Annotated in this window: 9 protein-coding genes; all 9 read left to right on the top strand. The window is 62.2% G+C overall.

Features of this window, described 5'->3' with window-relative positions; genetic code table 11:
- On the top strand, positions 1-1,036 hold a 1,036-nt coding region (locus GFC01_RS14200), incomplete at its 5' end, for an L-threonylcarbamoyladenylate synthase (protein WP_207707626.1).
- Between the two features lie 328 nt (positions 1,037-1,364).
- The gene (locus GFC01_RS14195) at positions 1,365-1,907 is read left to right on the top strand and encodes a manganese efflux pump MntP (protein ID WP_341474004.1); all 543 of its coding nucleotides are present in this window, start codon (positions 1,365-1,367) and stop codon (positions 1,905-1,907) included.
- Between the two features lie 179 nt (positions 1,908-2,086).
- Complete coding sequence (locus GFC01_RS14190; protein ID WP_152947826.1) at positions 2,087-2,566, top strand: low molecular weight protein arginine phosphatase; 480 nt, start codon at positions 2,087-2,089, stop codon at positions 2,564-2,566.
- Positions 2,567-2,779: 213 nt separating this feature from the next.
- Positions 2,780-3,238, top strand: a complete 459-nt coding sequence (gene rpiB / locus GFC01_RS14185) for a ribose 5-phosphate isomerase B (RefSeq protein ID WP_152947830.1) — start codon at positions 2,780-2,782, stop codon at positions 3,236-3,238.
- 168 nt (positions 3,239-3,406) lie between these two features.
- Positions 3,407-4,651: a serine hydroxymethyltransferase gene (locus tag GFC01_RS14180; protein ID WP_152947825.1), complete on the top strand. Its 1,245-nt coding sequence runs from the start codon at positions 3,407-3,409 to the stop codon at positions 4,649-4,651.
- Positions 4,652-4,727: 76 nt separating this feature from the next.
- Positions 4,728-5,168, top strand: coding sequence for a deoxycytidylate deaminase (locus GFC01_RS14175; protein ID WP_152947824.1), 441 nt, complete (start codon positions 4,728-4,730; stop codon positions 5,166-5,168).
- Between the two features lie 198 nt (positions 5,169-5,366).
- A complete protein-coding gene (locus tag GFC01_RS19810; RefSeq protein ID WP_194174965.1) occupies positions 5,367-6,053 on the top strand; it encodes an HAD family hydrolase in 687 nt (228 codons plus the stop codon).
- A gap of 181 nt (positions 6,054-6,234) precedes the next feature.
- Entirely contained in the window at positions 6,235-6,849 is a 615-nt protein-coding gene (locus tag GFC01_RS14165; protein ID WP_243137600.1) for a hypothetical protein, read from the top strand.
- A gap of 177 nt (positions 6,850-7,026) precedes the next feature.
- Positions 7,027-8,472: a thymidylate synthase gene (locus tag GFC01_RS14160; protein WP_243137599.1), complete on the top strand. Its 1,446-nt coding sequence runs from the start codon at positions 7,027-7,029 to the stop codon at positions 8,470-8,472.
- Positions 8,473-8,476 lie beyond the last annotated feature (4 nt).

Genomic DNA, 8,476 nt, shown 5'->3' with positions numbered 1-8,476 from the left:
GCCCGACCCCGGCGTTATGGCCCGGGCCGGGTTAATTTTGCGGCGGGGCGGGCTGGTGGCCTTTCCCACCGAAACGGTTTACGGTCTGGGGGCCGATGCCCTGAACGCCCGGGCTGTGGCCCGCATTTTCGAAGCCAAGGGGCGCCCCCAGGACAACCCCCTGATTGTCCATGTGGCTGCCCGGGAAATGGTGGACCCCCTGGTCGCCCGGGTGCCGGCCCACGCCCGGCAGCTGATGGACGCCTTCTGGCCCGGTCCGCTGACCCTGGTGCTGCCGGCGGCGGCAGCCGTTCCCCGGGAGGTGACCGCCGGGCTGGATACGGTGGGTATACGCATGCCCGACCACCCTGTGGCCCTGGCCCTGATCCGGTCCGCCGGGGTGCCGGTGGCCGCTCCCAGCGCCAACCTTTCGGGGCGCCCCAGCCCCACCAGCGCGGAGCACGTGCTGGCGGATTTGGGCGGGCGGGTGGAGGTCGTTCTGGACGGGGGACCGGCGGGTATAGGTGTGGAGTCCACGGTACTGGACATAACCGGTGATGTGCCGGTCATCCTGCGTCCCGGCGGGGTTACCGCGGAGGAAATCGCCGGCATCACCGGGCGGGTGCGCCTGGATCCGGGCGTTGACGGCAGGGCCGGTAACGGTGGCCGTCCCGCGGCCGGCTACCGCCCCCGCTCCCCGGGAATGAAATACCGTCATTATGCCCCCAGGACTCCCCTGATACTGGTAGAAGGGGATCCCGGGCGGGTTACCGCCCGGGTGCAGGAACTGGCCCGGGAATATCTTTCCCGGGGCCGGCGGGTGGGCATTCTGGCCAGCGCGGAAACGGCCCCTCTGTACCGGGAGGGGCAGGTGGTGGTGGCCGGCCAGCGCAATAAGCCCTCCACCATTGCCGCCCGGCTTTTTGCCCTTTTGCGCCGGTTTGACGAAATGCCGGTGGACATCATCCTGGCCGAGGGAATTGAACCCCGGGGAATGGGTCTGGCGGTGATGAACCGGTTGCGCCGGGCCGCCGGCGGAAATATTCAGCGGGTGTGAATCCCCATGTGTGTCAGTGTGTCAGGGGACGGTTCTTTGACACGCCCGCCGCCGACGGCCCGATGGCACGATGGCATACGGCAGGGCGGGAGCTGCCGGATAGTATGCCCTGCCGGGTGATAACGGCTCCGGGGCAGCACTTCCAAATTATCGCATCGCCGGACCGGCCCTGGCCGCCATGGCCCGTGATTGCTGTTCAGGCAGCTTTGCGGGTAAAGTATTGCTGGTGTAATTCCGCCGGTCGACGGGCAAAAGGGCCCCTGCCGGGGGCCCGGCGGCGGTTGCCCGGTATGAGGTTGTGAGAAGTTTGAGCGGTGGGGGTTTTGGGGTGGAGTTCGCAACGGTTTTTTTGCTGGCCGTGGCCCTGGGCACCGATGCCTTTTCCCTCTGCCTGGGCATCGGCATGGTCGGGGTCCGGCATATGCAGATATGGCTGATCACTTTAACGGTGCTTTTTTTTCACATTGCCATGCCCCTGGCAGGTTTTGCCGTGGGGGAACTGGCCGGTACCATCCTGGGCCGGGCGGCCACCGTGGCCGGGGCGCTGCTGCTTCTCTACCTGGGAGTGCGCATGATTTACAACGCCCTGCGGGGGGACCCGGAGGATGCGCCCCGCATTATGCTGTTGAACACCGGGGGATTGTTTCTGCTGGGAGCCAGTGTAAGCATGGATGCCCTGAGCGTGGGCTTTACCCTGGGCACCCGGCGGACGGGCCTTTTGCTGACGGTGGTCCTCTTTGGTCTGGTGGCCGGCTTAATGACCCTCTCCGGTTTATTGCTGGGCCGTTATCTGGGGCGCCGGGTGGGGGAAAAGGCGCAACTGCTGGGGGGATTAATCCTTCTGGGCATCGGGGTAAAACTATTTTTGTAACGGGAACTGCCGTTACTATGGATTTTGGCCGGCTAATACCGGTACAAACCGCTGCCGGTTCGCCAGCCCCCTTGAGGGACGATTGCCATATCTCCATTTGGTGTATCAACAGTCTCCCAATGTTAAATCGAAGCGGCCGGGGTGTCTTATCCCCGCCAGGGTGATTGGGGGAATGGTTTATGACTAAAAAGATCCTCTTTGTCTGTACCGGCAATACCTGCCGCAGCAGCATGGCCGAAGTCCTGGCCAGGGATATGCTGGCCGGGAAGGGGCTGGATCGGGAGATAACGGTGGCTTCAGCCGGGGTAGGTGCCCTGCCGGGCATGGAAGCCTCCCCCGGTGCCGTGCAGGCCATGAAGGAAATGGGCCTGGATCTGGGCGCCCACCGGGCCAGGCCCATCACCCGCCGGGATGTGGAAGAAGCCGACCTGGTGCTGACCATGACTGCCGCCCACAGGGAAATGGTCCGGGAACTGGCGCCGGATCAGGCGGGGAAGGTATTTACCCTGGCCGAATATGCCGGGCGGGCGGGTGACGTGCCCGATCCCGTGGGCGCCCCGGTGGAAGTTTACCGCCGGGTGGCCGCCGGGTTGCGTATGCTTGTCGGCCTGGCCCTGGAACGTTACACCGGCGGGGGTAAGGACCGGGAAAAACAATAATCCAGCCATGTCACCCTTTTAATGCCGGCCGGGGAGGCCAATGGCGGGACGCGGTCGTGTTCGGAGCGAAGGACATGGTGGAGTGCCGGCGGCGGTGCGGGGAGCTTAACTTATTTTCCGGGCGGGAATCGGGGAAGGAAAATGATACTTTTTGTAGAAATAAGTAACCAGCGCACACAACAGAAGGATATACTGAGGGAAGGAGCAATTTCCATGCGGGTGGCTGTGGCGGCCGATCACGGGGGTTTTCGTTTGAAAGGGGAAGTGGTGGCCCTCCTGGAGGAAAAGGGAGTGCCCTACCATGATTTCGGCACTTTTTCCGAAGAGGCGGTGGACTATCCGGACCTGGCCCTGGTGGTGGCCGAAGCGGTGCGGTCGGGGGAATTCGACCGGGGCATTTTATGTTGCGGCACGGGCATTGGGGTGGCCATTGCCGCCAACAAGGTGCCGGGCGTCCGGGCCGCCCTCTGCCACGACACCTTTTCCGCCCGGGCCTCCCGGGAACATAATGACGCCAATATTCTGACCATGGGCCAGCGGGTCATCGGCCCCGGTCTGGCCAGGGAAATCGTTCAGGTCTGGTTGGGCTCCGGTTTTGCCGGCGGCCGCCATGCCCGCCGGGTAAATAAAATCAGTGAAATCGAAAAGAAGTATTGCCGGTGCCAGGGGTGATACCGGCCCGGGCTTGCCATGCCGGCAGGTAGTGCCGCCGGTCCTTTTCAAGCCGGCCGCGGTGCAACATTTTACGCATTGCTAAAGAACAGGGCATTACGCCCTGGCTTTTAAGCTGAAAGCGAGAATTTTTTCGTGCACAACCGATGTGGTGGGGAGGAAATATTGATGGATTTAAACGGGCCACTGGCCGCGGCGGATCCCGAAATTGCCCGGGCCATTGAACTGGAGCTGGACCGCCAGCGCCATACTCTGGAACTCATTGCCTCGGAAAACGCCACCAGCCGGGCGGTGATGGAAGCCCAGGGCTCGGTGCTGACCAACAAATATGCCGAAGGATACCCGGGGCGGCGTTACTACGGCGGGTGCCAGTTCGTGGATGTGGCGGAGGAACTGGCCATTACCAGGGCGAAACAGCTCTTTGGGGCGGAACATGTGAATGTACAGCCCCATTCGGGCGCCCAGGCCAACCTGGCGGTTTATTACGCCCTGCTGGAACCGGGCGATACCATTCTGGGTATGAACCTGGCCCACGGGGGGCACCTCACCCACGGCAGCCCCTTGAACTTTTCCGGGAAATACTTTCAGGTGGCCTTTTACGGAGTGGAAAAGGAAACGGGGCGCATTAACTACGAAAAGGTCTTTGAAGCGGCCTTCCGGCACAAGCCCCGGATGATTGTGGCCGGGGCCAGCGCCTATCCCCGGTCCATAGACTTCTATCAATTTCAGGAGATTGCCGAAGAGGTGGGCGCCTATCTGATGGTGGACATGGCCCACATTGCCGGCCTGGTGGCCGCCGGGGAACACATGAGCCCCGTGCCTTATGCCGACGTGGTCACCACCACCACCCACAAAACCCTGCGGGGTCCCCGGGGCGGCATGATCCTCTGCCGGGAGAAGTACGCCCGGGACATTGATAAGGCAGTTTTCCCGGGCGTCCAGGGCGGCCCTTTGATGCACGTGATTGCGGCCAAGGCCGTGGCCCTGGGTCAGGCATTGAAGCCCGGGTTTAAAGAATACCAGCGGCGGATTGTGCAAAACGCCCGGGCGCTGGCCGCCGCCCTGATGGAAAGGGGCTTTGAGCTGGTCAGCGGGGGCACCGATAATCACCTGATGCTGGTGGACCTGCGCAATAAGGGGGTAACGGGCCGGGAGGCGGAAACCGTTTTGGACTCGGTGGGCGTCACGGTGAACAAAAACGCCGTGCCCTTTGATCCCCAGCCTCCGGCGGTGGCCAGCGGCATTCGCATCGGCACGCCCGCCGTAACCACCCGGGGTCTGGTGGAACGGGACATGGAGACCATCGCTGAAATTATCCGCCTGGCTCTCATCCACCGGGAAGATCCCGACCGGCTGGCCGGTGTGCGGGAAATGGTGGTGGAGCTGTGCCGGCGTTACCCGCTGTATGAGTAGCCCCTGCGCCGGCCGTGTGCAATAGTTCTGGTCTATAGTGGATTTTGCCGGCGGGGCGGCAAAGGGGGTTTGTCACTTGCCGGAGAGACCGTCCTTTGATGACATTTACATGGAAGTGGTGGATGTCATTGCTCGCCGTTCCACCTGCCTGCGCAAAAGGGTGGGGGCGGTGATTGTGGTGGACCGGCGCATCATTTCCCACGGCTACAACGGGGTGGTCAGCGGCGAGGTCCACTGCTGTGACAGGGGCAGCTGTTTGAAGGACCTGGCCGGGCGGGAAGACTACAAGCCCTGCGTGCATGCGGAACAAAACGCCATCTGCCTGTGCGCCAAAAGGGGCCTGGCCGTGCAGGGAGGCACCATGTACGTCAACGCGGACATATGCCTAACCTGTGCCAAATTGATCGTTTCCTGTGCCCTGCAGCGGGTGGTGGTGCGCCGGGACTACCGGGGCACCGACGAAGGTATAGAGTTTTTGCGCCGCCACGGCGTGCAGGTGGATTTATGGGAAAGGTAAGCCCTGCCGCGCCATGTCAGTGTGTCAGGGGGACGGTTCTTTGACACGTGTGTCAGGGGGACGGTTCTTTGACACGCATCACCCAACTGTGCGGACTGGGTCAGGGGATGGTTCCCTGGCTTACCTGGCTGTTTTATGGAATACGGTCGGAACCGAGACTGTTGTTAGATGTTATTATTTTGCCCCGGGGGGGAGAGCATGGGCCGAAAACGGGCCGTTCTTTTTGATTTGGGGGCCACACTGGTCACCGGGCCGTCCAGTGCCCCGGCCGCACAGGTGGCCCGGATGCTGGACCTGCCGGCGGGGGAGGAGCGGCGGGTGGCGGAGGTGCTCCTGTGCCGCAATTATCCTGGCCCGGCGGAAGTATGCTGTGCCCTGGCCGGCCTGGTGCCGGGTGGGCAAGTCCGGGAGGAGGAGGTGTGCCGCCTCTGGGTTGAACAGGAATCGGCGGCGGTGGAGATACCCGGCGCCACGGAGGCGGTGGTCCGGGCAAAGGAACTGGGTTATGCGGTGGGGTTGGTTTCGGACATCTGGGCGCCCTATTACCGGGCGTTTTTGCATGCCTGCCCGGAAATCGCTTCCCGGGTGGATTTTGCCGCCCTGAGCTTCCGGGTGGGGAAACGCAAACCGGCCCCCCAGATTTTTCTGGCCGCCCTGGAGGGTTTGGGTGTGGATTCCTGCCATGCCATAATGGTGGGGGATACATACGACCGGGATATATTGCCGGCCAAAAAACTGGGATTGCGTACCATCTGGGTGCTGTGCCGGCCCGAGCGGGAATACCGGGCTGCGGCTGCGGTGCTTATGGAAAACTGGCCGCGGCCGGACCGGATTGTAGCCCATATCGGCGAAGTGCCCGGCGCCCTGGCGGAACTGACCTGGTAACCAGTAGGTCAGGGAGCGGTTCCGGTGTGTCAGTGTGACAAGTGTGACAGGGGACGGTTCCTTGACACATTTTGTTCTGGTTAAATACCCATAGAGCAGGCGGCGTGACAGAGAACCGTCCCCTGACACACAGTCCCCTGACACAGTCCGAAAACTATTACTACCAGTGAGGTTAGCTCTTATGGATATGGAGATAATTAAAGTAATATCCCATTCCGCCGGCGAGTTGATGGAAAGACTGCGCCGGGTGACCATGCTTACCGATCCGGAGTGTTATATCTACCGGGATGTGTACATCTCCCTGGAAAGGTTGCACACCAGCCATCTGGCGCCGGCCCAGTCCTACGTTCTTACCGGGGAGTTGCAGAAGGTGCGCCGGCTGAAGTGGGAACTGGCCCGGCACGGGGTGGATCTGTTCGGCTTAAACGGTTACGTAACCATTTACCTGGATGGTTACGACCAGCCCGTGGATGTGCTGCCGCCGGTAATCGAGGAGTCGGTGGAGGCGGACGGATCGGTCTTCAACATTATTTGCGACGGTATGCACCGGGTTTATCTGGCCCGTCTGGAATGGGTGGTGCCCCAGGTGATTTTCATCCGGGGCGTACCGAAGGATAGGCCCTACTATGCCTTTCCCCTGCCCGGGGGCTGGGAGCAGGTAACTTTGCGGGAAGACCTGCCGCCGGGATTTGTCAAGAAGTGGCACCGTATTGCCGATTACAAGTCCCTGTACCGCAATTTTAATTCCGCCTTCCAGAATGTAGGCGGCCCCCGCGGTCATTTCAGCAAAGCCTGATTGTTCTCCAGGGCGTTACTGGCTGCGACCGGAGGCAAGAAGGTCGACGCCGGCTGTGCTGAAAATCTTTGTTCCATGCCGGCGAGCGGCCGGCGGCCCGGCCGGCATCCGTAAGGGCGACGGCGGGCGATACGCTTGCGAGAAGGTGCAAATGGCCTGGTCTGGAGGCGAATTAACATGAGTCTGGAGTTCATTCCCCTGTATTTCCCGGATAAACTGCATATGGTCAACCCCCGGGGCTATGTGGGGGTGGTCACCCTGTGGTCGCGCATATCCTGGGTGCTGGACCGGTTTGCCGCCGCCGGGGTGGACCTGGACCCCCGCACTTCCCCCGTGGCCGTCATGGGCAATCTTTACGGCAACGGCTTGAAGCACCTGCTGCGCAACCTGCTCTACAACCCCCAGATCCGCTACCTGGTGGTCTGCGGCCGCAACCGCTCCGGCTCCCGGGAAGACCTGATCAATTTCTTCACCCGGGGGGTGGAAGATTATGAAACCCTGGGTATCCGCTGCCGCCGCGTGGTGGGGACAAACCGCACGGTGGACCACCTGCTGGGGCCGGAATTGTTTCACCGCCCCCCGGAAATACTCTGCCCGGGGGACCTGACCGCGCCGGACAGCCTGGCCGCCCTGGCCGGCATTTTTGCCCGGCTAAAACCGCCGTCCGGGGAGCGACTCCCTGAACGCATCGCCCTGGCCCTGCCCCCGGTGCAGGTGAGCCGTTATCCCGGCAATCCCCGGGCACACGTGATTGTGCGGGACACGCCCCTACAGGCCTGGCGGGAATTGCTCTTCCGCCTGGTTCGTTTCGGTCATCTGGTCCATTTAAAAAAAGGAGATCGCCAGGAATTGCAGAATGTTAAAGTAGTGGTGGAAAAGCCCGGCATTGAGCGGGCGGAGGAACTGGCCCGCTACGGTTTCGACCTGGAACGCTTCAGGGCCTACCAGCGGGATATCCTGGACCCGGCGCCGCCGCCGGGGGACACCAGCTACCGCTACGGCCACCGCATCGGCGCCTACTTCGGGGTGGACGGCCTGGCGGAGGTGGTGCGCCGCCTGCAGGAGGACGCCCGGGACCGCCACTGCTACATTTCCCTCTGGGATACCCGGCGGGATCTCACCGCCACAGGCGGGCGGCCCTGCCTGGTCTCCCTGTTCTTCCGGGTCTTCGAGGAACGCCTGACTTTAACGGCCACCTTCCGCACCCACAATGCGGTGGATGCCTGGCTGGAGAATTTTTACGGCCTGATGGCCATACAAAATTTTGTGGCCCGGCAAACGGGTTTGGAAACGGGAGCCATTACCGTTTTCAGCCACTCCATCAGTGTGGATGTGCAGGAATACCAGCGGGCAAAAATGGTGGCTGCGGAAAAGAAATTCGAGCTTCTTTTCGACCCCCACGGCACCTTCCGGGTGACCGTGGAGGATGGGGAAATAGTGGTGTACCATTTGTATGGCGATATGGTGATCAACGAGTACCGGGGGAAAAAGGCCGAAAGGCTGCAGCACGAGCTGGCCCGGGACCTGGCCCTGTCGGACATCGGCCACGCCCTCTACCTGGGCCGCCAGCTGGCCCGGGCCGAGATGGCCCTGGCCCGGGGGGAACCCTTTGAAGAAGAATGAAAAG

This window comes from Desulfofundulus thermobenzoicus (assembly GCF_009428905.1).
Lineage (GTDB): Bacteria > Bacillota > Desulfotomaculia > Desulfotomaculales > Desulfovirgulaceae > Desulfofundulus_A > Desulfofundulus_A thermobenzoicus.
This window is presented reverse-complemented; position numbering and strand designations above follow the sequence as displayed.

What these genes read in the sequence shown, in the direction of transcription:
- GFC01_RS14190 (WP_152947826.1), top strand. Translation starts at nt 2,087, where the DNA reads ATGACTAAAAAGATCCTCTTTGTCTGTACCGGCAATACCTGCCGCAGC.
- rpiB (WP_152947830.1), top strand. Translation starts at nt 2,780, where the DNA reads ATGCGGGTGGCTGTGGCGGCCGATCACGGGGGTTTTCGTTTGAAAGGG.
- GFC01_RS14180 (WP_152947825.1), top strand. Translation starts at nt 3,407, where the DNA reads ATGGATTTAAACGGGCCACTGGCCGCGGCGGATCCCGAAATTGCCCGG.
- GFC01_RS19810 (WP_194174965.1), top strand. Translation starts at nt 5,367, where the DNA reads ATGGGCCGAAAACGGGCCGTTCTTTTTGATTTGGGGGCCACACTGGTC.
- GFC01_RS14165 (WP_243137600.1), top strand. Translation starts at nt 6,235, where the DNA reads ATGGATATGGAGATAATTAAAGTAATATCCCATTCCGCCGGCGAGTTG.
- GFC01_RS14160 (WP_243137599.1), top strand. Translation starts at nt 7,027, where the DNA reads ATGAGTCTGGAGTTCATTCCCCTGTATTTCCCGGATAAACTGCATATG.